The following is a 21,250-nucleotide window of genomic DNA, read 5'->3' as shown; positions in this document are numbered from 1 at the left end:
CCGTGGTGCTCGATCCCGCCCCGCAGCCGGTCGATAGACTTGCCAGACGTCATCGGATGTGCGGTGGCGGCCGACGGGAGGAGTGAGATGGCTCTGCTGCCCACGATCCGCTCGCCGCGGGATCTGGATGCTCTGACGACAGACCAGCTTGCAGATCTCGCCGCAGAGGTGCGCGCGTTCCTCATCGAGAACGTCGCCCGCACGGGCGGTCATCTGGGTCCGAACCTGGGTGTCGTCGAGTTGACGATCGCGCTTCACCGCGTCTTCTCGTCGCCGGATGACCCCATCATCTTCGACACCGGACACCAGTCGTACGTGCATAAGCTGCTCACGGGTCGGCAGGACTTCTCGCACCTGCGCAGTCGCGATGGCCTTGCCGGCTATCCGCAGCGATCGGAGAGCGAGCACGACGTCGTCGAGTCCTCCCACGCGTCGAGTTCGCTCAGCTGGGCGGATGGCATCTCCCGGGCCTTCGCGCGCACCGGGCGTCGCGACCGGCATGTTGTGGCAGTGGTGGGGGACGGCTCCCTCACAGGTGGCATGACGTGGGAAGCGCTCAACAACATCTCCGACGACAATGACCGCAACCTGGTGATCGTCGTCAACGACAATGGCCGCTCGTACGCGCCGACCATCGGCGGCATGGCGCGCTACCTGAACCGCGTGCGCACGGCATCCAGCTACGAGACGCTCCGTCGCCGCTCCGACCGCCTCTCGAGCCGGCTCGGCCCCGCCGCTCGCGCCTTCTACCGGGGAGTACGCGGGGGGACGCGCGGCTTCCTCTCGCGCTTCACCAACAACGAGGCTCTCTACTCGAATCTCGACATCAAGTACCTTGGACCGGTCGACGGCCACGACCTGCCGATGCTGCTCGAGACCTTGGAGCTCGCGAAGGAGCACGGCGCACCGGTGATCGTGCACGCGATCACCGAGAAGGGCCGCGGCTACGAACCTGCCCTCCGCGACGTGGCCGATCAGTTCCACGCGGTGGGGCGCATCGACCCTGTATCGGGCGAACCGGTCGGCGGATCCTCGTCACCGGCCTGGACTGATGTCTTCGCGAACGAGCTCGTCGAGGTCGGCGCGGAGCGGGAGGATGTCATCGCGATCACCGCGGCGATGCTGCGGCCGACCGGACTGCAGCCGTTTGCCGAGCGATTCCCGCAGCGGGTCTACGACGTCGGCATCGCGGAGCAGCACGCCGCGGCGTCGGCTGCCGGTCTCGCCTTCGGCGGTCTGCACCCCGTCGTGGCGATCTACGCGACCTTCATGAATCGCGCCTTCGATCAGGTCATGATGGACGTCGCGCTCCACCGGGCCGGCGTCACGTTCGTCCTGGACCGCGCGGGCGTCACCGGCCCCGACGGTCCGAGCCATCACGGCGTGTGGGATCTCGCGATGCTGCAGCTCGTACCCGGCATCCGTATTGCGGCGCCCCGCGACGCGGACCGACTGCGCGAGGAGTTCCGCGAAGCTGTCGCGGTGTCGGATGCGCCGACTGTCGTGCGCTTTCCCAAAGGCGCGGTGCTTCCCGACCTTCCCGCACTCGAACGTCTCCCCGACGGTGTCGACGTGCTCGCGCGCGGCGGGGCCGAGGATGTTCTGCTCGTCGGGATCGGTCCCATGGCGCACATCGCGATGGACGTCGCGAGCAGGCTGCGCGCGCAGGGGATCGGCGCGACCGTCGTCGACCCCCGTTGGGTCATTCCGGTGCAACCCTCCATCGTTGACCTGGCCGCCGCCCACCGTCTGGTGATCACTCTCGAAGACGGCATCCGCGTCGGCGGCATCGGGACCCGAGTACGTCAGGTGCTTCGCGAAGCCGGCGTCGACACCGCGGTGGACGAGCTCGGCCTGCCTGACGAGTTCATCCCGCACGCGAGCCGGGAGCAGATCCTTGAGGATGCGGGACTTGTGGCGAGCAAGATCGCGCAGGATGTCGTCTCTCAGGTCCTCGGCACCAGGATTCCGATCGCACGTCGCGCCGAGAACGGCGCCGATCTGATCGCGGAACTCACGCGCGGGCGCGAGTAGCCGGGCTGACGGCACAGAGGAGGGGTCCGGACGCCACATCCGCGCCCCTGCTCTGTGCGTGACGGTCAGCTGGCGGACGCAATTCCCCGGATCGGGGGTTCGTGGAAGGTGCCGCCGAAGACGCGCTGGGACGCACCCTCGCGATCGAGGTACGGTGACGCGCCGCCGTCGATGAACGGCCAGCCCGCGCCGAGAATGAGGCACAGATCGATGTCTTCGACCTCGGGTACGACGCCCTCATCGAGCATGATCCGAATCTCCTGCGCAAGGCCGTCCTGGACGCGGCGAAGGATCTCGTCCTCGGCCGCGGGCGCTGTGCCCACTGCCGGCTTGAGGAGCTTCTCAGCGGCCTTCGTCCAGCCGGTGACCTTTCCGTTCTTGTCCTTCTCGACGACGTCCGGCAGTTCGGCCAGTTCGTGGAAGTTGGCGTTGGCGTAGAACCGGTCCGGGAAGGCTGTCGCCATCGTGTCCTGCACGTGTGCAGCGACCTTCCACCCGACCAGGTCGATGAGCTGGAACGGCGTCATCGGCAGTCCGAGAGGACCGAAGGCCTTCTCGACGCTCAACAGCGGCGTGCCCTCGTAGACGGCGCGAGCTGCCTCTCCCATGACCTTCGCGAGGAGACGGTTGACGACGAAACCGGGGGCATCAGCGGTGAGCACGGCGTTCTTGCCGAGACCCTTCGCCACGACGAAGGCGGTGGACAGTGCAGCCTCGTCGGTGCGGGGGGTCTTCACGATCTCGATAAGCGGCATGACCGCAACCGGGTTGAAGAAGTGGAAGCCGACGAGCCGCTCGGGGTGTGCGAGCTTCGCTCCGATCTCCTCGACCGACAGCGACGAGGTGTTCGTCGCGAGGATCGCGTCCTCCGCGACGATCTGCTCGATCTCGCCGAACACCTGCTGCTTCACGCCGACCTCTTCGAACACGGCCTCGATCACGAAGTCGCAATCGGCATACTCGCTCTTGTCGGTCGTCCCGTGGATCAGCGCGCGGAGGCGGTTCGCTCCGTCAGCGTCGAGGCGGCCCTTCTGTTCGAGCTTGGCGATCTCCTCGCGAATGTAGCTGAGACCCTTGTCGACGCGCGCCTGGTCGAGGTCTGTGATGAGCACCGGGACCTGGAGCTTTCGGACGAACAGCAGCGCGAATTGGCTCGCCATGAGGCCGGCGCCGATGATGCCGACCTTCTGCACCTTCTTGGCCAGCGCCTTGTCGGGCGCACCGACGGGGCGCTTGGCGCGCTTCTGGACGAGATCGAAGGCGTACATGGATGCGGCGAACTGGTCGCCGGTGATGAGATCGGTCAGCGCCTCATCCTCGCGGGCGAAGCCCTCTGCCCTCGTGCCGCTCTTGGCCTTGTCGAGCAGGTCGAGCGCGACGTACGGCGAGCGGGGAACGGTCCCGATTCGGTTCTCGAGCATTCCCCGGGCCATCTTGATCGCGATGGGCCACTTCGTCAGCCGCTCGATCTTGCCCGGCTCGTTCTTGCGCTCCACCTTGATCCTGCCGGAGAGAACGCCATCGGCCCAGCGCAGCGAGTCCTCGAGGTAGTTCGCGGCGGGGAAGATGGCATCCACGATGCCCAGGTCGAAGGCCTGCTGCGGCTTGAGCACGCGGTTCTGCTTCAGCGGATTGGAAATGACCACTTCCAGCGCGTTCTCAATGCCGATCAGGTTGGGGAGCAGATAGGCCCCGCCCCATCCCGGGATGAGTCCGAGGAAGACCTCGGGCAAGGCGATGGCAGCGGCGGACGCATCCACGGTGCGGTAGGTGGAGTTCAAGGCGATCTCGAGGCCACCCCCGAGTGCGAGCCCGTTGACGAACGCGAACGATGGCACGCCGAGGCTCGACAGCTTCCCGAGAACCTGGTGCCCCCGCTGCGCGACCAGCTTCGCGATCTCTTTCGAGGGCACTCGGGAGACATCGCTGAGGTCGGCACCCGCGGCGAGGATGTACTGCTTCCCGGTCACTCCGACGGCGTGGATCTCGCCGGCAGCGGCGCGCGCGGTGAGTGCGTCGAGTGTCTCTCCGAGCTCTTTCAGCGTTGCCGGTCCAAGGGTGTTGGGGCGAGTGTGGTCTCGCCCGTTGTCGAGGGTGATGAGGGCGAGGACCCTGCCCGAACCAAGGCGCACGTCGGTCACGCGCGAATGCGTGATGACCTCGCCGTCGGTCAGCGCGTCCAGGGGCGAGAAGTCGATCTCGTCATAGTTGGTCATGTCGACGAACACCTACTTCTTCTTCTTGCCGGTGTAGTGCGGGTTCTCCCAGACGACGGAGCCTCCCTGACCGAGGCCCACGCACATGGCGGTCAAGCCGTAGCGGACGTCCGGGCGTTCAGCGAACTGCGCAGCGAGCTGAATCATCAGGCGAACGCCGGACGCCGCCAACGGATGCCCGAGCGCGATCGCTCCGCCCCATTGGTTGACCCGGGGGTCGTCATCCGCGATACCGAAGTGGTCGAGCAGCGACAGCACCTGCACGGCGAACGCCTCGTTCAGTTCGAACAAGCCGATGTCATCGATCGTCAGGCCTGCCTTCTGCAGCGCCTTCTCAGTCGAGGGGATGGGACCGATGCCCATGATCTCTGGCTGTACGCCTGCGAAGGCGAACGACACAAGTCGCATCTTCGGTGCGAGCCCGAGCTGGCGCACCGCGTCACCACTGGCCAACAGCCCCATCGTCGCGCCGTCCGTGAGCGGCGAGGACGTACCGGCGGTCACCCGACCGTGCGGTCGGAACGGGGTCTTCAACGCGGCGAGGCCTTCCATGGTCGTCTCGGGTCGACGGCCTTCGTCTTCGGTCGCGAGCCCCCACGCGCCCTCGGCGTTCCGGATCGCCACGGGGACGAGGTCGGGCTGGATCTTCCCGGCGTCGTACGCCGCCTGAGCCTTCTGCTGGCTGAGCATGCCGAAGCGGTCGGCGCGCTCCTTCGTGAGCTGCGGGAATCGGTCGTGCAACCGCTCGGCGGTCACTCCCATGTTCAGCGCGCCCGGGTCGACCATTTTCTCGGCGACGAATCGAGGATTCGGGTCCGCATTCGAGCCGATCGGGTGCCGACCCATGTGCTCCACGCCGCCGGCGATCGCGAGGTCGTACATCCCGAAGCCGATCGATCCAGCCATCGTGGTCACGCTCGTCATCGCGCCCGCGCACATCCGGTCGATGGCGAAGCCGGGGACGGTCATCGGCAGGCCGGCGAGGATCGCGGCTGACCTGCCGAGGGTGAGGCCCTGGTCTCCTGTCTGTGACGTCGCGGCGATGGCCACGTCATCGATGCGGTCCTTCGGGACCTCAGGGTTGCGTTCCATCAGCCCGATGATCGCCTTGACCGCGAGGTCATCGGCGCGGGTGTTCCAGTACATGCCCTTCTCGCCCGCGCGCCCGAATGGGGTCCGCATACCGTCGACGAAGAAGACGTCCGACATTTCGGCCACTCTGCCTCCAAAGAATTGGGAATGAGGCCAGCCTAAGAGGGGGCCAAATCCAGGGGGAATCGCTTGGGTCGAACCTACGAACCGCTCTCCGACGCCTCTGTCGGAGCTTGCTCGGATTCCACAAAGGCTTGGGCGATCACCTGTGCAGTCTGCTCAATCTGCCACGGCCGCGCTCCCAGTGCAGCGAGCGCCTGCCCGATCGTCTCCGGATCGACTGGGGCCGGAGGTGACCACGCGACGCGTCGGAGCAGCTCCGGGGTGAGCAGGTTCTCGACGGGCATCGCCAGGCTCGTTGCACGTTCGTCGACACGGGGCTTCGCGGCCTTGAGCCGCGCGTCAGCTTCGGGAGCGCGGTCCGCCCAGGCGCGAACCGGCGGGATCGGATCAGTGCCCCGCACGCGGTCGGGTGGCAGCTCGGTGGCTGCTCGGCCTGCCTCGAACGCGGCCCACCAGCGGTCGAGTTCCGAGCGGCTGGCCCGTCCGGTGAACGCCTTGACCGCCGCCAACTGCTGCTTGCTCTGCGGGTCGGCGAGAATGGCAGCGACGAGTGCTCGGTCGGGCACGAGTCGGCCCGGGGCCACATCCTGAGCGATCGCAAGCTCCTCGCGCGCCAGCCACAGGGCACGGGCGATGGCGAGCCCTCGCCGGCCCTTCACCGTGTGCAGACCGCTCAGGCGCCGCCACGGATCCTCCCGGGGCGGCTTGGGCTCGCGGGTGAGGACCGCGGCGAACTCTTGTGCAGCGAAGTCCGTCTTGCCCGCATCAGCGAGTTGCCCGGCGAGGATGTCGCGAACATCGATCAAGTACTCGACGTCGTGTGCGGCATACTCGAGCCACTCCTGAGGGAGCGGCCGGGTCGACCAATCGGATGCCGAATGCGCCTTGGCCAGCGTGATCCCCAGGGTCTCTTCGACGACAGCGCCGAGTCCTACGCGCTCGCGACCGAGCAGTCTCGAGGCCAGTTCGGTGTCGAACAGCGACGGGGGCTCCAACCCGAGCTCGCGAAGCGAGGGGAGGTCTTGGCTGGCCGCGTGGAACACCCATTCCACGCGTCCTATCGCGTGCTGCAGCGAGGAGAAGCCACCACCGATCGCTGGCGGGTCGATGAGGATGACGCCTGTGCCCCGGCGAAACAGCTGAATGAGGTACGCCCGCTGGGAGTAGCGGAAGCCGGAGGCTCGCTCGACGTCGACTGCCACGGGCCCCTCGCCATCTGTGAGGCGTGCGGCTGCTGCCTCCAGACCCGCGGCATCCGTGATCACGGTGTATTCAGCCACGGCTCACCCGGCGCGAGGTGACTGTCGCGATCTGCTCCGACCCCGGAGGCAGACCGGCGAGCATGCAGACCAGTTCCGCCCAGGCTTCGACGTGCGCTCCGAGGTTTGCCGTCGGTGTCCACGACGCACGTAGCTCGATCTGTGCGCCGTCCCCTTCGGCGGCGAGCGTGCCGAACCCCTTGGAGAGGGTCTTGGTCGCGGTTCCCGAGGGGGAGTGATAGGTCGCCGTGTGCGCCTGCAGGGCGTCCGTGAGCCACGACCAGGTCACGTCTGCCAGGAGGGCATCCATGCCGATCTCAGGTTCGAGAGGAGCCTGCGCGAAGCACACGATGCGCCACGATCCGTTCCACTGCGCGGGCTCGTCCGCGTCGTGGAGCAGGATGAATCGGCCCGTTCCGTACGCTGACTCGTCGCCGGAGGCGTCGGCCCGCACATCCGCAGCCAGGGCGAGCGCCTCGGGGGCCAGACCCGACGGTGCCGGGATCTCGCGGACCGTGAGGTCGTCACGGAAGGTGGTCGCGCGGATCGTCGCGGCCACGTCCTCGAACGCTACCCCCGATAGAAGGTCTCCGGTCACCCCGACAGACTAGAGTGAGGACTCCATGGTCGAGTCCAGGCGCGCCGCCACCACACCGTACGCCGTCATCGTCAGAACGGCTCTTGCGGTGATCTCGGCATCCCTCGGCGCCGTCCTCGCGCTGTGGGGTGCGATCGCGGTGCGGATGGCCAGGCGTGTCGTCACTCCGGCTGCCCGCGTCCCGGATTGCCGCATCCTCGAGCTGGACACGTCATCGCAGACGATCACCCTCACTCGAACGCCGGACACTGAACTCGCCGGCCGTTACGGCCTGTTCACGGCGGGCACAGAGGGGTACCTCAAGCTCGGGTCGGTGCTCTCGGAGACGTCGGTAGCGGTCAAGCGCAAACTCCTCACTCATGTCGGCCCACAGTCCCGGATCGTGCGTGACGCCGCGTTCAGCGGCTGGTACTACCAGCGACCCGAGGAGCTTCATCTTCCCTTCACGCCCGAGTTGGTCGGTTCTGCCCTCGGCCCGTGCCCCGCGTGGCTGTTCCCCGCCGGCGACGGCGACGTGTGGGTGATCCAGGTTCACGGGCGCGGCGCAGCACGCGCCGAGTGTCTTCGTGCTGTTCCGGTGTTTCACGCGCTCGGCATCACCTCGCTCGTGGTCTCGTACCGCAATGACGGCGAGGCGCCGCGCAGCAGGTCCGGCCGGTACATGCTGGGAGCCACCGAGTGGCGCGACGTGGACGCAGCGCTCGGGTTCGCGCGGCGCCGGGGTGCGAAGCGCGTCATCGTGATGGGCTGGTCGATGGGGGGAGCGATCTCGTTGCAGTTGGCGCTGAACTCCGCCCACCGCGATCTCATCGTCGGGCTTATCCTCGACTCGCCCGTCGTCGACTGGCGCATCGTGCTCGACTATCAGGCCCGGCTCGTGAAGCTGCCCGCACCCGTGACCCGCTTGGCGATCACAATCCTCGGCGCCGATTGGGCGACAGCGCTCACCGGAGCGGGAGCGGCCATCCCTTTCCGTCGCCTCGATGTGCTGGCTCGGTCGGCAGAGCTGCATCATCCGATCCTGATCCTCCACAGCGACGACGACGGATTCGTCCCCTCAGACGCCTCACACGACCTCGTGGTCGCGCGCCCCGACATCGTCGAACTCGACGTGTTCAGTGTGGCCCGTCACACGAAGCTCTGGAATTACGACCAGGAACGCTGGACCAGTCGGATCACCCGGTGGCTGACCGAGCGTGGCTTCGTCACCGAGACCGCAACCGAAGATAGGTGAAGCCCGCCTCGTCAACGAGGTGACCGGCGATCTCCGTGCCGGCGGACTCGACCAGGGCGATGAACGGATGATCGGCCGGTGTGAGAGCCGGAGCGATCGTGACGCAGTATTCGTCGATCACGCCCGCACGTGCGAACTGCCCCGCCAGCGAGGGCCCTCCTTCGCACACGAGTCGGCGCAGCCCACGCTCGCGCAGCACATCGACGACCGCCTGAGGCGCGAGGTCCTCGTCACGCAGCCCGATCACGTCGGCGGGCAGGTGCGCCACCGCGGTCTGCACGTCGTGCGTGCGCGACGCGGGACACAGCACCAGCAGGCGGTCTCGTACGCCGTCGGGTACACGCAGTCCCTCGAGCGATCCCGAACGTGTCACGACCGCCAGTACGGCAGAACGGGGGAGGAGGTAGCCTTCCGCGCGGACGGTCTGGGCGCCGACCACAACCGCGTCTGCCGCCGCCCGGATGGCTCCCAGGATGAGGCGATCGGCGCCGCCGGTGAGGGTCTCGCTGGTCCCGTCACCGCCGACGGCAGCCCCGGTGATCGACGCGATCATGTTCAGACGGACGCTGCTTTCCGAGACGGATGCGTACCGCTGGTCGATCCACGCGCGCGCGGCGTCCCGGTCGGCGTCGATGTCGATCGCCGCGAGTGTTCGGGGAGCGAGCTCGGTCACGAGCACGGTCGTCTCCTCTCCTGTCTCAGCACGGGTCGCCTCCCTCCGGATGGCGACCGTCGGGTCGATCTCCCGCGTAAAGTAGGAGCGTCCTCCCCCCCTGACTCTAGGCGGCACGCGGCGCTGCCGCATCCGCCGCCTCTCGCGGAAATCACCCATGCCTGCATCCGGACCCACCGGCGTCGTGCGCCTCGCGACGCGCACTCCCGACCTTTCCGGCGACCAGATGGTCGCGGCGCTCACTCCTCCGCCGCAGTTCGCGAACGCCTCCTTCGAGTCCTATCGCGCCGACCCGGAGTATCCGTCTCAGCAGGCGGCGAAAGAACTGCTGATGACATTCGCGGGAGTGGGTGCGGAGCCGTCCCGAGGCGGCTTGTTCCGCCGGCGCGCGAAGCAACCGGACCTCAAGCCCGGTGTCTATCTCGACGGAGGGTTCGGCGTCGGAAAGACGCACCTGCTGGCGGCGATCTATCACGCGATGCCCGCACGACGGAAGTACTTCGGGTCCTTCATCGAGTACACGGCGCTTGTCGGGGCGTTGGGCTACCAGAATGTCGTGCGCCTGTTCACCGGCGCAGATCTGCTCTGCATCGACGAGTTCGAACTCGATGACCCCGGCGACACGATGGTGATGACCAGGCTGCTCGGCGAGCTGGTGGCAACCGGAACCCGTCTGGCCGCTACCTCGAACACACCGCCCAATGCCCTCGGAGAGGGAAGGTTCGCGGCGCAAGACTTCCTGCGCGAGATTCACGCGATGGCAGAGAGCTTCCAGACCATCCGCATTGACGGCACCGATTACCGCCACCGCGATGTCGATGGCCATGCGGTGACGCTGGACGCGTCGCACTACGCGCAGGCCATTGAGTCAGCATCCGTCGACGCACTTGTCAGCGACGACACATTCGCGGACGTCATCGCGCACCTTGCGCGAGTGCACCCTTCCCGGTACATCCGGCTCATTGACGGCCTCGCGCTCGTGGGGCTGCGTGAAGTATCCGTGCTCACCGATCAGTCCGCTGCGCTGCGCTTCGTCGCGCTGGTCGACCGCATCTACGATGCACAGATCCCGATCCGGGCGACCGGGATCAGCCTCGATCGTGTCTTCCCGGAGGAGATGCTCGCCGGGGGGTATCGCAAGAAGTACCTCAGAGCGATCTCACGCCTCGTTGCCTCGACGATCGCGTGACTTTCGTGGCGACCTGACGGTCTCCCGAAACCTGATGTTTACCTGCCGCCGGTGTGCGTAACAGACGCGAAACACGGGGCACCCTCTGGGCGAAACCGGTCACCGCGAGACTGGCTCCGCAAGTGCCCGACTACCCGCGTCGGTGCAACTTTCGACACACGACACGAATTGAGGACTCTCAATGGATGCTGGAACTCTCGCCTGGGGTATTACCTCATCGGCGCTAGTCCTGTTCATGACGCCCGGCGTCGCCTTCTTCTACGGTGGTCTCGTCAAGGCGAAGAGCGTCATCAGCATGATGATGATGAGCTTCGGCGCGATGGCTCTGATCGCGGTGCTCTGGATCCTGTACGGATTCAACATGGCCGCGGTGAGCGACCCCTGGGCTTTTGCAGGAAACCCCTTCTCGAACTTCGCGCTCTCGTCGCCTGAGCTTTCCAGCTCGGACTTCGTGCTGGCGCTGTTCGGGTCCACCTTCGCGATCATCACGGTGGCGCTCATCTCGGGCGCCATCGCTGACCGCGCCCGGTTCGGATCGTGGATGATCTTCGCCGGTGTATGGGCCACGGTCGTCTACTTCCCGGTCGCCGCATGGGTCTGGGGCGGCGGCTGGATCATGAACCTCGGCACCGCGCTGTTCGGCGAGGAGTCCGGGATCTTCGTGATGGACTACGCGGGTGGTACTGCCGTTCACATCAACGCGGGTGCTGCGGCTCTTGCGCTGGCCCTTGTGCTCGGCAAGCGCATCGGTTTCCAGAAGGGCATCCAGAAGCCTCACAACGTGCCGCTGGTCATGCTCGGTGCGTCGATCCTGTGGTTCGGCTGGTTCGGCTTCAACGCGGGTGCTGAGGCGAACTGGTACTACGGAGACGGCGTGTACGGCTCGATGGGTCCCGACTCGCTCGCCGGCATCATCGTCATCAACACGCTCGGCGCGACCGCTGCGGCCATCATCGGTTGGCTCATCGTCGAGAAGTTCAAGGACGGCAAGGCCACGTCTGTCGGCGCTGCCTCGGGTGCGGTTGCGGGTCTGGTCGCGATCACCCCGGCCTGTGCATTCCTCAGCCCCGGCTGGGCTCTGCTGCTCGGTCTCGTGACCGGTGTCATCTGCGCCTTCGCGATCGAGCTCAAGTGGAAGCTCGGCTACGACGACTCGCTCGACGTGGTCGGCATCCACCTGGTCGGTGGCGTCATCGGAACGCTGTACCTCGGCTTCTTCGCGACCGAGACGGGCCTGTTCCTCGGGGGCGGCTTCGAGCAGCTCGCGGTCCAGGCGATCGCAGCGTTCGGTGTGCTGATCTACTCCTTCGTCGTCGCCTGGATCCTGGGCTTCGCGATCGAGAAGACGATCGGCTTCCGCATCAAGAACGAGGACGAGCTCGCCGGTGTCGACACCACCGTGCACGGCGAAGAGGGCTACTCGCTCGCCGAGCAGAACTGATCCCTCCGGGGAGATCATCTCCTTACCCTCAGGGGCGTCGCGACTGGTTCGCGGCGCCCCTGAGGCGTCTTCTCGCGTCCTCGGCGGCTAGGGTGACTTCGTGAATCGGCTGTCCTCGTTTGTCCGTAAGGTTGCGCGTGCGCTCACGCCGCCGACGCGCAGGAAGGTTCGCACGGATGCCGTACCAGATGCGCCACCGCTGGCCGTCCGAACACGGATCGTTTCTCCACCTGCCGCAAACGGCCTGAAGATCGGCTATGCACCCGAAGCTGATGGGGGCGCTGACGCCGGCGAGATCGTGTGGACCTGGGTGCCTTACGCAGAGGGCGACGGAAGAGGCAAGGACCGGCCGGTGCTTGTGATCGGCCGCCAAGACTCCGACCACGTCTATGCCGTGCGATTGACGAGCCGACCGCACGACGGGGACCGCGACTACATCGCGATCGGGTCGGGTTCGTGGGATGCGAAGGGGAGAGCATCCTGGGTGGATATCGAGCAGCTCTACAGCGTGCACCATCGAGGGATGCGTCGTGAGGCTGCTGCGCTCGAACTCGACCGCTTCGTGATTGTCGCCAACGCCCTGCGTCGTCGTTACGGCTGGGACGCCGAAAGGCACCGGTGACGGGAAGAGTGGTGGGCGATACCAGACTCGAACTGATGACCTCTTCCGTGTGAAGGAAGCGCGCTACCAACTGCGCCAATCGCCCATGGCCCGTGCGGGCCGAGACTCGATCTTACCGGATCGCTGGAGTCGCCCACGACCTTCGAGCGCCCGACACGCGCGGACCCGTGCCGGTTTTGCGCAGCGCCGTTTGTCCACTAAAGTCGATCAAGCGCCACACGGTGGCGCAATGCGGATGTAGCGCAGTTGGTAGCGCATCACCTTGCCAAGGTGAGGGTCGCGAGTTCGAGTCTCGTCATCCGCTCGAGTGCGGGGTCTCCTTCGGGAGTCACGACACGTGGGTCGAACCACACACGGTGGCGTGGCCGAGCGGCTAGGCACCGGCCTGCAAAGCCGTTTACACGGGTTCGAATCCCGTCGCCACCTCGCCGAACAACTGAATAGCCTTCACAGGCGCGATTGGCGCAGCGGTAGCGCGCTTCCCTGACACGGAAGAGGTCACTGGTTCGATCCCAGTATCGCGCACCACCCGAACCCCCGGACCTCCCGGGGGTTTTTCGGCTTCTGGGGGCAGGCGTTACCCCGAGAACTCTCGGTATCCGTCGTCGGAACAGTTCCTCGCGCACTGGCTCTGGGCTACGCCTGCCCGAGATACTGAGGCGTATGAGCGAGAACGCGTCCGACCACTGGTTCCACCGTTGCCTGCATGCCACGAAGCAGTGGCTGCTCGACAATCCGACGTCGGCTCTGAGCACGGAGGCTTTCGACGCGGTCGTCGGCGCCGGTGGGGTGCCGCGGCGCGACGAGACCACCGGCGAGCACTTCCTCGCCGATGCCGACCAGGAATACCTCGCCGAGCTCCGGCGGGCCGGCGCGACCGAAGACCCGCGCTGACGAGAATGGCCCCCCACCCGGATGGGCGAGGGGCCAGCGAAACGGATGCCTGAGGCTCAGGCCTCGCTCATCGCGAGCTTCTCCTTCTGCCCCTTGGCGGCGTAATAGGCCGCACGGGCGGCATCGCGACGCGCCTGCTCGGCCTGACCGGCCTCACGAATGTCCTCCGAGACCGGGTAGTACTCGGTCGTGGGCTTGCCGTTGTACTTCTCGATGTACGCATCGAGTTCGGGGCCCGAGGTCCACGAGGTGATCAGGCAGTAGCGCGGCTTGTCGCCCTGATGGTGCACCGCGTGCCACAGCCGCTGCGTGTCGACGATCAGCTGAGCGCCGGCAGGCAGCGCGATGCGGTACTCGATGCTCGGGTCGGTGCGGTTCTCACGGAGGACGAAGTAGCTGTCCTTGTCGTCAGTGAGGTTGAAGAACCCGCGCACAACCCACCCCGTCCCGTCGGGGTTGAGGCGGTTGTTGTCGTCCTGGTGCAGGTTGTAGAGGCAATCAGCGTAGGAGTTGGGCTGAAGCTCGATCACGCGGCAGCGGCCGACATTGGCGCCCGGCTCCTTCGCGCGAGCAGTGAGTGTCGGGGCGATGGCGGTCTGGGAGTCGATCCACACGCCGTCCTTGTCGGTACGTGGCGGCTGGTGGTTCCAGAACCCGTTGCACTCGATGTCGCCCTTAGCCGACGCGAGTGGAGCGAAACGGGTGTCACCGGACGACTTCCAGTCAACGTATTCGATGTCGAGCCACTCCTTCGGATCCATTGGCTCGTTGTAGCTGTCGAGAACGACGAAGCCGGTCTCGTCGAGAGCGGCGCTCTTGATGTAACCCATAGGGTTCGTGCCTTTCGATCGGTGGGCCAGCGCGTTTTTACAGGCCCAACTTAGGCAACCCTACTCCCGGGGCTTGTGCCGAACCTGGGCGTGCGCGCCGTGATTATTAGACTCGACGGGGCCGTCCACGACACCGAGGGGACACTCGATGATCACTGCCACCAACATCCGCGCGCACGCTGTCAACACGGTTGCGTGGTTGGCGTCGGCGCGGGCCACGATCGTCGTCCCGGTGTATCAGCGCCAGTACCGTTGGGACATCGGTGGCTGCGAGCAGCTGCTGAGCGACATCCGGGCGGTCGCCGACCGCGACGACGCGCACATGCACTTCATCGGATCCATCCTCAGCGCGGCGGGCGGTCCGGAAGACGCCGAGTCGGACGACGGTGCCGAAGAATGGGTGCTCATCGACGGGCAGCAACGCATCACGACCCTCATGCTCCTGGTCGCGGCGCTGTTCCACACCATCCGTGACGAGGACCCGGCGGTTGCCGCAGAGCTTGAACGCGTGTTGATCCACAGCTCGACGGGACAGACGAAGCTGCGTCCGCACCGGGAGTGGGCCAGGTCGTTCCGCGACGTGATCGTCGGTGGACCGAATGCCGCGCCGGCCCCGTCGCGGTTCGCCGACAATTACGCGTTCTTCCGCAGCCAGGTTCCCCCGCGCGATGTCGCACGCATCTGGCGCGGACTCCAGCGGCTCGAGCACGTCGCGATTTCGCTCGGCAGCGGAGCCAACGCGCAACAGATCTTCGAGAGCCTCAACTCCACCGGGGAGCCGCTGCGCGATCACGAGCTCATCCACAACTACGTGCTCATGGGGCTCTCCCATGCCGAACAGCTGGTCATCGAGGACGAATACTGGGCGGCCATCGAGTCCAGCACAGGCGAGCACATCGCCTCGTTCTGGGCGCACTACCTGGTCATGGTCGGCGGTCGAGAGGTGGTCACGACCTCCGGCGGGCGCGGCGTCTACGACGTGTTCCGGGCGCGCGTTCCGCGCCTCGAGCCCGCGGCGCTGCGCGGTGAGGCGGCACGGTGGCGGTCGTTCGCCGACCTCTATGCCACGCTGCTCGACCCCTCGCGGGAATCGGATGCCGAGATCCGGACGCAGCTTCATCAGCTGAACACCTTCGGTCGCGGCATGTACCCGCTCGTGATGGCGCTCTGCGCCCGCCACCGGAAGGGTGAGCTCGATCGTGCCGTCCTCCTCGAATTGCTCGAGGATCTGCAGTCACTCCTGTTGCGTCGAGAGGTCGTCGCAATCGCAAGCGACCGGCTCGTCGCCCGTCTGGTGCGTGCGCTGGATGGCGGTATCGCGTCTTTGGTGTCGGCGATGTCGCGGCTCACACCGTCGGACGATCGGGTCAGGGTCGCGCTCAAACACAGCCGACTCCCGCATCCGGAGTACGTCCTCTCGCGCCTCGCGCAGGCGGACGTCACACGCGACGATCTCATCGTCGATCACGTGTTCCCGGCCGCGCCCTCCGACGCGTGGACGGGCGGTGACGGACGGGTGTGGAAGGACTACACCGAGGACGAGCAGAACAGCCACCGGGCTCTCGCGGCAACACTCGGAAACCTCACTCTTCTCGAGGAACCGCTTGCTGCACAGGTTTTCGACGCGTCGTTCCCCGACAAACGGGCCGTCTACGCGCGCAGCGCGATCGCGCTGACCGCGCCGCTTGCCCGAGCGGAAGCCTGGGGAACGGCGGCCATCAGCGCGCGTTCGGCCGAACTCGCGGCTCGGGTCCTCACCATCTGGCGTCGGCGCGGTCCCCTCGTCATCGACGACGACGGGCTGACCCCCATCCTTGACGCGATCGCGCGGCGGGGATGGCCGCGTGGCTGGGAACGGGAGTTCTCGTACGTGGAGTACGTCGGCGAGCACTGGGAAGTCCCCGACATCAAGTACCTGTTCAATCGCATCTTCAAGCGGCTCTGGGCGGACAGACGCGAGGCGGTGGTCGCGTACTGTGCACGGCGTGGCGGACCGGTCTATGACAGCCGCGCGTGGAACGGCGAGTGGGACAGTCTCGACGCCGATCATCACCTCTACATGGGATGGGATTCGCGCTACATGATGGCTGCCGTCCAGGGGGTGCTCGACGAAGCCGGGCTCGCACCCGAGGTGTTCGTCAAGTACTCCTATATCGGGCAGATCATGTGACCTCCTGGTCGGATGCCGCGCTCCAGGCTCGATAGCCTGGAGTGTGCAATCGCCCAGGAGTTCGCTGTGACACAACCGCTCGTTCCATCCGACGTCGTCTATCCCGCCGACGGTTTCGCTCTCTTTCCCGACCGCTCCGTCGTCGCGCTGAGGGTCAACGGCGCGCTGAAAGACCTCGCAACGACCGTCACGGCAGACGACGAGGTCGAACCCGTGACGATCGACAGCGCGGACGGGCTCGACATCCTGCGGCATTCCACGGCCCACGTGCTTGCGCAGGCCGTGCAGCGGATCCGGCCCCAGGCGAACCTCGGCATCGGCCCGCCGATCACCGACGGCTTCTACTACGACTTCGGCGTCGACGAGCCTTTCACCCCCGAAGACCTCAAAGCGATCAAGAAGGAGATGGAGCGCATCGTCCGGGAGGGACAGCGGTTCATCCGCCGAATCGTGAGTGATGAGCAGGCTCGTCTCGAACTCGCCGACGAGCCGTTCAAGCTCGAGCTCATCGGTCTCAAGGGCGGGGGAGCGGATGCGACAGAGGGAGCATCCGTCGAAGTCGGCGGTGCCGAGCTGACCATCTACGACAACGTGACCCGCGACGGCGAGACCGTGTGGAAGGACCTCTGCCGCGGACCGCACCTGCCCAGCACCCGCATGGTCGGCAATGGCTGGGATCTGACCCGGATCGCCGGCGCGTACTGGCGGGGCAGCGAGAAGAACCCGCAGCTGCAGCGCATCTACGGCACCGCCTGGCCGACCAAAGACGAGCTGCGGGCCTACCAGCACCGGCTCGAAGAGGCCGCGAAGCGAGATCACCGCAAGCTGGGCAAGGAACTCGACCTCTTCTCCTTCCCCGATGAGATCGGCTCTGGTCTTTCGGTCTGGCATCCGAAGGGCGGGATCGTCCGCGGCGAAATGGAGCAGCACGCGCGGCGCCGTCACGTGGAAGGCGGATACACCTACGTCTACACACCGCACATCTCGAAGGAGGACTTGTTCCTCACGTCAAATCACCTCGTGACCTACCGCGAGGGGATGTTCCCTCCGATCCGGATGGACGAGGAGGTCGATGCTGACGGACACGTCACGAAGCAGGGGCAGGACTACTACCTGAAGCCGATGAACTGCCCCATGCACATCCTCATCTACAAGGAGCGTGCGCGCAGCTACCGCGACCTGCCGATGCGTCTTGCCGAGAACGGCACCGTGTACCGCAATGAGCTCTCGGGCGCTCTCCACGGCCTGACCCGTGTCCGCGGCTTCACCCAGGACGATTCGCATCTGTTCGTCACCCCCGACCAGTTGGAGGGTGAGGCGACTCGCGTTCTGGAGTTCGTGATCTCCATGCTGCGCGACTTCGGATTGGACGACTTCGAACTCGAGCTCTCGATGCGCGACGACGAGAAGTCCAAGTGGATCGGCACCGACGAGTTCTGGGAGTACTCGACCAACGCCCTGCGCAACGTCGCCCTGGCCTCGGGACTCAAGCTCACCGAGGTTCCTGGTGAGGCGGCGTTCTACGGGCCGAAGATCGATCTCAAGACAAAGGATGCGATCGGGCGTACGTGGCAGCTGTCCACCGTCCAGGTCGATCCGAACCTCCCGGAGCGTTTCGGCCTGGAGTACACGGGACCCGACGGCGAGAAGCACCGCCCGATCATGATCCACCGTGCGCTGTTCGGGTCGATCGAGCGCTTCTTCGCGATCCTGCTCGAGCACTATGCCGGGGCATTCCCGGTCTGGCTCTCACCGGTGCAGGTCGTCGGCATCCCGGTCGCCGAGGAGTATGCCGACTACCTCGGCCAGTTCGTCGATCGGCTCCGCGCTGCCGGGGTCCGCGCCGAACTCGACCGCAGCGATGACCGAATGCAGAAGAAGATCCGCACCCACACGACCCAGAAGGTCCCCCTCCAGGTCATCGCAGGGGAGCAGGATCGCTCCGCAGGCACGGTGTCGTTCCGCTTCCGCGACGGATCGCAGACCAACGGCATCCCGCTTGACGAGGCGATCTCGCGCATCACTGCCGCGATCGAGAACAGGGTGCTCGTCGATACCGCCGAGGATCTCGCATGACGGATGCTGAGGCATCCGACGCGCCCGAGGTCCTGCAGCCTGGCGAGCTTGCGGGGGTCCCCGACGGGTTCCAGCGCCTGTGGACTCCGCACCGGATGGCCTATATCCAGGCGGGAGCCGACGCGATGCGCGCGGACTGTCCGTTCTGCGCGGCGCCGCGGAAGTCGGACGCCGATGGCCTGATCGTTCGCCGCGGGAAGAGCTGCTACGTGCTGCTCAACCTGTTCCCCTACAACTCCGGCCACATGCTGGTCTGCCCGTACCGCCACGTCGCGACATACGACCTCGCGACCGTCGAAGAGACGCGGGAGATGGCGGAACTCACCCAGACGGCGATGAGAGTGCTCCGGAGCGTGTCTCGGTGCGACGGTTTCAACATCGGCATGAATCAGGGCGCGGTGGCCGGCGCGGGCGTCGACGAGCACCTGCACCAGCACATCGTCCCCCGGTGGGCATCGGACGCGAACTTCTTCCCGATCATCGCGCGGACCAAAGCCCTGCCGCAGCTGCTCGGCGACGTCCGGGAGACGATATCCCGGGCCTGGCCCGTCTAGACCGAGGGGCCTGAACCGCTAGCGAACCCGTTCGACGCCGAACTGCATGCGCGGGTGTGCGTACGCCTCCTGGGACTCCACCAAACGCAGTTCGCGCTGCCCCGACTCGAAGGTGTTCTGGAGCAGGTCGAAGACGCTCGATGCGGTGCGTGCGAGGGCGGCGGCAGCGTCCCCGCTCTCCCGAAGGTGCGCGGTGAACAGCGCCGCCGTGACATCTCCCGATCCGTTCGCCTTCATCGGGATGCGCGGAGTCTGCACGATCCACGCCCCGTCGTCGGTGACCGCGAGCATCTCGAGCGTGTCGGCGGGCGCATCGGGGCGATCGACGCTCGTGACGAGCACGGTGCGCGGGCCCATGGCTCGGGCTCTGTCGGCCGACGCGAGCGTCGAGTCGAGATCGGACGGCTCGGTACCGGTGAGGAAACCGAGTTCGAACTGGTTGGGTGTGATGATGTCGGCGTGCGGCACGACACGCTCCCGGAGGAGAACCGGGATCGCCGGCGCAACGAAGCACCCGGATGCCGCGTTGCCCATGACGGGATCGCACGCGTACACGGCCGAGGGGTTCGCGGCCTTCACCCTGGCGACAGCGTCGAGGATCACCTCTCCGATCCCTTCGCTTCCCTGGTATCCCGAGAGGACGACATCGATTTCGGGGAAGACTCCGCGCTCCTCGATGCCTCGAATGACCTCGGCGACGTCGGCGGGCGGGATCAGCGGACCGCGCCAGGCGCCGTAGCCGGTGTGGTTGGAGAAGTTCACCGTGTAGACCGGCAGAACCTCCACGCCGATGCGCTGAAGGGGGAAAACTGCCGCGGAGTTGCCGACATGACCATAGGCGACGGCCGACTGGATGGAGAGGATCTTCACCGTTCGATCATCCCATCGCAGAGATCTCGGAGACGCGCGACGTGGCAGCCCCGACGGCGGCTGCCACGTCCAGAGCGAGCTGCTCGGCATCCGCTTCGTCGAGGTCGTGCACGGTGAGGCGCAGGTGGGACGCCGCAGCGTCATCGCTCAGGACGAACTCGTCCCCGGGACGCGCGAGCCATCCGCGCCGCATGAGATGGGCTGCCACCTCGCGGGCCGGGCCGCCCACGTTCACCCATAAGTTCAGTCCGTCGCCGGGTTCGGTGGGCACGCCGAGTTCGGTGAGCCTCCGGCTGAAGGCGTCGTTGCGGCGCGCGTAGTGGCGGCCCGCGTCGCGGATGGTGGCCATCGCCTCGGCATCCGTGACCAGCGCGAGGGTGAGGCGCTGCAGCAGATGGCTGACCCACGTCGTTCCCGGCGTGAGGCGCATGGACAAGCGCTCGGCGGTATGGGGGTCGGATGCGGTGACGGCCAGACACATGTCGGGACCGAGGAACTTGGACACCGATCGCACCAGAGCCCAGCGGCGACGTGCGGGCCCGATGAGGGTGTGCAGCGGAGTGCGCGAGAGCATCGCGAAGTGATCGTCCTCGATGACCAGGACGTACGGATGCTCGTCCAGCACCGCCCGCAGGGCCTTCGCGCGGGACGCGGACAGACTCGCCCCGGTCGGGTTCTGCGCCCGCGGGGTGCACACGAGCGCCCGGATTCCCTCCGCGAGTGCTGCGCGCAGCCCGTCGACCGTCATGCCCTCCTCGTCCACGGGGATCGCGACCGGGCGGTACCCGCCCAGGCGAACGGTGTGGATGCTGGCGAGGAAACAGGGATCCTCCAGACCGACGGCGTCCTCGCGGGTCAACGCCTGAGCCAGCAGCCGCTCAACGGCATCGGCGGCGCCGCTGGTGATCGTGATGCGAAACGGGAGGTCTTCGGTGAGATCCTCGGCGATCCACGTTCGCGCCCACGCTTCGAGGTCGCGATCGACCACGGGCTCGCCGTAGAGGACGGGGCGACCCGTCACGCGCGCCAGTGCGGCGGATGGGTCGGGGATACGCCTCGGGTCCGGATTGCCCGTGCCGACGTCGCGCAGGACGCTGTCTGGCGCGTACCCCTCTTGAGCGACCGGGATCCGGTCGGCGATGCGGGTGCCGCCGCGGCCGCGCGCGACGGTGACGCCGGCCTGGGTGAGATGGCGATAGGCAGCCATGACGGTGTTCCGGTTGACCCCGAGTGTCTGCGCGAGAACGCGCACCGGCGGGAGTGGCTCACCGGCGACGAGGTCACCGCGGTCCACGAGCGCCCGCACGCTATCGGCGATCTCGGTCGCCGTCGCTCCGGTGATGCCCACGTTCATGACGCTCCTTTTCGGTGGGGC

The 21,250-nt window shown here is 66.7% G+C and carries 17 protein-coding genes and 4 tRNA genes; 12 read left to right on the top strand and 9 right to left on the bottom strand.

The window, feature by feature from the left end:
* The first annotated feature begins 87 nt into the window (after positions 1-87).
* Positions 88-2,034, top strand: coding sequence for a 1-deoxy-D-xylulose-5-phosphate synthase (dxs, locus tag AC3ENO_RS03670; protein WP_434969254.1), 1,947 nt, complete (start codon positions 88-90; stop codon positions 2,032-2,034).
* 65 nt (positions 2,035-2,099) lie between these two features.
* On the opposite strand, the gene AC3ENO_RS03665 is transcribed toward dxs, so the two are convergent.
* The 4 genes from AC3ENO_RS03665 to AC3ENO_RS03650 form a co-directional block, all read right to left on the bottom strand.
* Complete coding sequence (locus tag AC3ENO_RS03665; RefSeq protein ID WP_434969253.1) at positions 2,100-4,250, bottom strand: 3-hydroxyacyl-CoA dehydrogenase NAD-binding domain-containing protein; 2,151 nt, start codon at positions 4,248-4,250, stop codon at positions 2,100-2,102.
* A gap of 12 nt (positions 4,251-4,262) precedes the next feature.
* Positions 4,263-5,468: a thiolase family protein gene (locus AC3ENO_RS03660; RefSeq protein ID WP_434969252.1), complete on the bottom strand. Its 1,206-nt coding sequence runs from the start codon at positions 5,466-5,468 to the stop codon at positions 4,263-4,265.
* A gap of 74 nt (positions 5,469-5,542) precedes the next feature.
* Entirely contained in the window at positions 5,543-6,745 is a 1,203-nt protein-coding gene (locus AC3ENO_RS03655) for an HRDC domain-containing protein (protein ID WP_434969251.1), read from the bottom strand.
* Complete coding sequence (locus AC3ENO_RS03650; protein ID WP_434969250.1) at positions 6,738-7,322, bottom strand: DUF3000 family protein; 585 nt, start codon at positions 7,320-7,322, stop codon at positions 6,738-6,740. The genes AC3ENO_RS03655 and AC3ENO_RS03650 overlap by 8 nt, the downstream gene beginning before the upstream one ends.
* Before the next feature lie 25 nt (positions 7,323-7,347).
* Between AC3ENO_RS03650 and AC3ENO_RS03645 the strand changes: the two genes are divergently transcribed.
* Positions 7,348-8,556: an alpha/beta hydrolase family protein gene (locus AC3ENO_RS03645; RefSeq protein ID WP_434969249.1), complete on the top strand. Its 1,209-nt coding sequence runs from the start codon at positions 7,348-7,350 to the stop codon at positions 8,554-8,556.
* On the opposite strand, the gene AC3ENO_RS03640 is transcribed toward AC3ENO_RS03645, so the two are convergent.
* A complete protein-coding gene (locus AC3ENO_RS03640) occupies positions 8,528-9,235 on the bottom strand; it encodes a dihydrofolate reductase family protein (protein WP_434969248.1) in 708 nt (235 codons plus the stop codon). The genes AC3ENO_RS03645 and AC3ENO_RS03640 overlap by 29 nt on opposite strands.
* A 151-nt stretch (positions 9,236-9,386) precedes the next feature.
* Here AC3ENO_RS03640 and zapE point away from each other — a divergent pair, with 151 nt between their 5' ends.
* The 3 genes from zapE (at position 9,387) to AC3ENO_RS03625 (ending at position 12,481) form a co-directional block, all read left to right on the top strand.
* Positions 9,387-10,418 carry a cell division protein ZapE gene (zapE, locus tag AC3ENO_RS03635; protein WP_434969247.1) on the top strand — a complete coding sequence of 344 codons (1,032 nt, stop codon included), beginning with the start codon at positions 9,387-9,389 and terminating at the stop codon, positions 10,416-10,418.
* A 181-nt stretch (positions 10,419-10,599) separates the two neighbouring features.
* The gene (locus AC3ENO_RS03630) at positions 10,600-11,859 is read left to right on the top strand and encodes an ammonium transporter (RefSeq protein ID WP_434969246.1); all 1,260 of its coding nucleotides are present in this window, start codon (positions 10,600-10,602) and stop codon (positions 11,857-11,859) included.
* 100 nt (positions 11,860-11,959) lie between these two features.
* The gene (locus tag AC3ENO_RS03625) at positions 11,960-12,481 is read left to right on the top strand and encodes a type II toxin-antitoxin system PemK/MazF family toxin (protein ID WP_434969245.1); all 522 of its coding nucleotides are present in this window, start codon (positions 11,960-11,962) and stop codon (positions 12,479-12,481) included.
* Between the two features lie 9 nt (positions 12,482-12,490).
* Here the strand turns inward: AC3ENO_RS03625 and AC3ENO_RS03620 are convergent.
* A tRNA-Val gene (locus AC3ENO_RS03620) sits at positions 12,491-12,566 on the bottom strand.
* A 146-nt stretch (positions 12,567-12,712) separates the two neighbouring features.
* Between AC3ENO_RS03620 and AC3ENO_RS03615 the strand changes: the two genes are divergently transcribed.
* The 4 genes from AC3ENO_RS03615 (at position 12,713) to AC3ENO_RS03600 (ending at position 13,375) form a co-directional block, all read left to right on the top strand.
* Positions 12,713-12,785, top strand: a tRNA-Gly gene (locus tag AC3ENO_RS03615).
* A 51-nt stretch (positions 12,786-12,836) separates the two neighbouring features.
* Positions 12,837-12,907: transfer RNA gene (locus AC3ENO_RS03610), tRNA-Cys, on the top strand.
* Positions 12,908-12,934: 27 nt separating this feature from the next.
* A tRNA-Val gene (locus tag AC3ENO_RS03605) sits at positions 12,935-13,009 on the top strand.
* A 135-nt stretch (positions 13,010-13,144) separates the two neighbouring features.
* Complete coding sequence (locus tag AC3ENO_RS03600; protein ID WP_434969244.1) at positions 13,145-13,375, top strand: hypothetical protein; 231 nt, start codon at positions 13,145-13,147, stop codon at positions 13,373-13,375.
* Positions 13,376-13,431: 56 nt separating this feature from the next.
* Here AC3ENO_RS03600 and AC3ENO_RS03595 read toward each other — a convergent pair whose 3' ends face one another.
* Positions 13,432-14,205, bottom strand: coding sequence for a hypothetical protein (locus AC3ENO_RS03595; RefSeq protein WP_434969243.1), 774 nt, complete (start codon positions 14,203-14,205; stop codon positions 13,432-13,434).
* 148 nt (positions 14,206-14,353) lie between these two features.
* On the opposite strand from AC3ENO_RS03595, the gene AC3ENO_RS03590 reads away from it, so the two are divergent.
* The 3 genes from AC3ENO_RS03590 to AC3ENO_RS03580 are packed head-to-tail and all read left to right on the top strand — an operon-like array spanning position 14,354 to position 19,005.
* Entirely contained in the window at positions 14,354-16,375 is a 2,022-nt protein-coding gene (locus tag AC3ENO_RS03590; RefSeq protein WP_434969242.1) for a DUF262 domain-containing protein, read from the top strand.
* A gap of 12 nt (positions 16,376-16,387) precedes the next feature.
* Positions 16,388-18,451, top strand: a complete 2,064-nt coding sequence (thrS, locus tag AC3ENO_RS03585) for a threonine--tRNA ligase (RefSeq protein WP_434969241.1) — start codon at positions 16,388-16,390, stop codon at positions 18,449-18,451.
* Positions 18,448-19,005: an HIT family protein gene (locus tag AC3ENO_RS03580; protein WP_434969240.1), complete on the top strand. Its 558-nt coding sequence runs from the start codon at positions 18,448-18,450 to the stop codon at positions 19,003-19,005. The genes thrS and AC3ENO_RS03580 overlap by 4 nt, the downstream gene beginning before the upstream one ends.
* 18 nt (positions 19,006-19,023) lie before the next feature.
* Here AC3ENO_RS03580 and pdxY read toward each other — a convergent pair whose 3' ends face one another.
* A complete protein-coding gene (pdxY, locus tag AC3ENO_RS03575) occupies positions 19,024-19,875 on the bottom strand; it encodes a pyridoxal kinase PdxY (protein WP_434969239.1) in 852 nt (283 codons plus the stop codon).
* Positions 19,876-19,882: 7 nt separating this feature from the next.
* Complete coding sequence (locus AC3ENO_RS03570) at positions 19,883-21,229, bottom strand: aminotransferase class I/II-fold pyridoxal phosphate-dependent enzyme (protein WP_434969238.1); 1,347 nt, start codon at positions 21,227-21,229, stop codon at positions 19,883-19,885.
* Between the last annotated feature and the right edge of the window lie 21 nt (positions 21,230-21,250).

The organism is Microbacterium sp. bgisy207, from assembly GCF_057706855.1.
The sequence above is the reverse complement of the archived record's forward strand: the minus strand, read 5'-3'. Positions and strand labels throughout refer to the sequence as shown.

Coding starts and splice junctions, on each gene's coding strand:
- dxs (WP_434969254.1), top strand. CDS start 88: ATGGCTCTGCTGCCCACGATCCGCTCGCCGCGGGATCTGGATGCTCTG.
- AC3ENO_RS03665 (WP_434969253.1), bottom strand. CDS start 4,250: ATGACCAACTATGACGAGATCGACTTCTCGCCCCTGGACGCGCTGACC.
- AC3ENO_RS03645 (WP_434969249.1), top strand. CDS start 7,348: ATGGTCGAGTCCAGGCGCGCCGCCACCACACCGTACGCCGTCATCGTC.
- zapE (WP_434969247.1), top strand. CDS start 9,387: ATGCCTGCATCCGGACCCACCGGCGTCGTGCGCCTCGCGACGCGCACT.
- AC3ENO_RS03630 (WP_434969246.1), top strand. CDS start 10,600: ATGGATGCTGGAACTCTCGCCTGGGGTATTACCTCATCGGCGCTAGTC.
- AC3ENO_RS03600 (WP_434969244.1), top strand. CDS start 13,145: ATGAGCGAGAACGCGTCCGACCACTGGTTCCACCGTTGCCTGCATGCC.
- AC3ENO_RS03595 (WP_434969243.1), bottom strand. CDS start 14,205: ATGGGTTACATCAAGAGCGCCGCTCTCGACGAGACCGGCTTCGTCGTT.
- AC3ENO_RS03590 (WP_434969242.1), top strand. CDS start 14,354: ATGATCACTGCCACCAACATCCGCGCGCACGCTGTCAACACGGTTGCG.
- thrS (WP_434969241.1), top strand. CDS start 16,388: ATGCCGCGCTCCAGGCTCGATAGCCTGGAGTGTGCAATCGCCCAGGAG.
- AC3ENO_RS03580 (WP_434969240.1), top strand. CDS start 18,448: ATGACGGATGCTGAGGCATCCGACGCGCCCGAGGTCCTGCAGCCTGGC.
- AC3ENO_RS03570 (WP_434969238.1), bottom strand. CDS start 21,229: ATGAACGTGGGCATCACCGGAGCGACGGCGACCGAGATCGCCGATAGC.